The organism is Bartonella sp. AA78NXGY (assembly GCF_042197005.1).
Classification (GTDB): domain Bacteria; phylum Pseudomonadota; class Alphaproteobacteria; order Rhizobiales; family Rhizobiaceae; genus Bartonella.
On record NZ_JBHIRI010000068.1, the window covers coordinates 1 to 929 of the forward strand.

2 protein-coding genes are annotated in these 929 nt (G+C 35.3%); both read left to right on the forward strand.

Features of this window, described 5'->3' with window-relative positions; translation table 11 throughout:
- The first annotated feature begins 103 nt into the window (after positions 1-103).
- Positions 104-685: an SMI1/KNR4 family protein gene (locus ACFINL_RS09650; RefSeq protein ID WP_375651481.1), complete on the forward strand. Its 582-nt coding sequence runs from the start codon at positions 104-106 to the stop codon at positions 683-685.
- Positions 686-733: 48 nt separating this feature from the next.
- Positions 734-929, forward strand: a 196-nt coding sequence (locus ACFINL_RS09655) for an SMI1/KNR4 family protein (protein ID WP_375651482.1), incomplete at its 3' end; no start/stop codon positions are given.

Here is a 929-nt window from a genome sequence, read left to right on the forward strand (position 1 = left end):
CAACCTATCCCTTTTTACAAGAGCTTTTGGAAAAAACTATGGAGGAGGGGCAAATGATAGGGGAAATATGGAGCGTTTATAACGCACGTTTTGAGGTTCATCTATGAAAACCTATACCTTAGATGATGTTGCAGTATTAATTGATAAAGTGAATAAATATGATGATGAGATTATCAATTTGGGTACTGCAGAAAATGCAGTTGATGATCTACAGATTGAAAGGGCGGAGAAAGCTCTCGGTTTACAATTTACATCTTCTTATAAGAGTTTTTTAAAAAATTATAAAGGAGGAGAAATTGGAGGTTATGAAATCTGTAGCGTTTATAGGGATTGTGGAATAGGTATTGCTGCTGGTGATATTGTTTTCCGCAACTTAAATAATAGAAAAAGGGGTTTTGCGACACCAGAACAGCTTATCGTAAGTAGAACAGATTTTGGTGAGACTTTTTACTTTGATTATACGCAGTTTCGGGATGGTGAATGCCCACTCTATGTCATGCTTCCATCTGAAGATTGCGAATATTACGCAAGTAATTTTTATGAATTCCTTTGCAAAAGAATTAAAGAAAGCGTGGGAGCTGAGATACCTGATGGTGACCAACCGATTGAAAAGACTGAGAACACTCCCGCTCCGCAACCTATCCCTTTTTACAAGAGTTTTTGGAAAAAACTATGGAAGAGGTGAAATTGATAGAGGAAATATGGAGCGTTACGCAAGTTTTGAGGATCATCTATGAAAACTTATACTTTAGATGATGTTGCAGTATTAATTGATAAAGTGAATAAATATGATGATGATATTATCAATTTCGGTACTGAAGATGATGCAGTTGATGATCTACTGATTGAAAAGGCGGAGAAAGCTCTCGGTTTACAATTTACATCTTCTTATAAGAGTTTTTTAAAAAATTATAAAGGAGGAGAAATTG

What these genes read in the sequence shown, in the direction of transcription:
- ACFINL_RS09650 (WP_375651481.1), top strand. Translation starts at nt 104, where the DNA reads ATGAAAACCTATACCTTAGATGATGTTGCAGTATTAATTGATAAAGTG.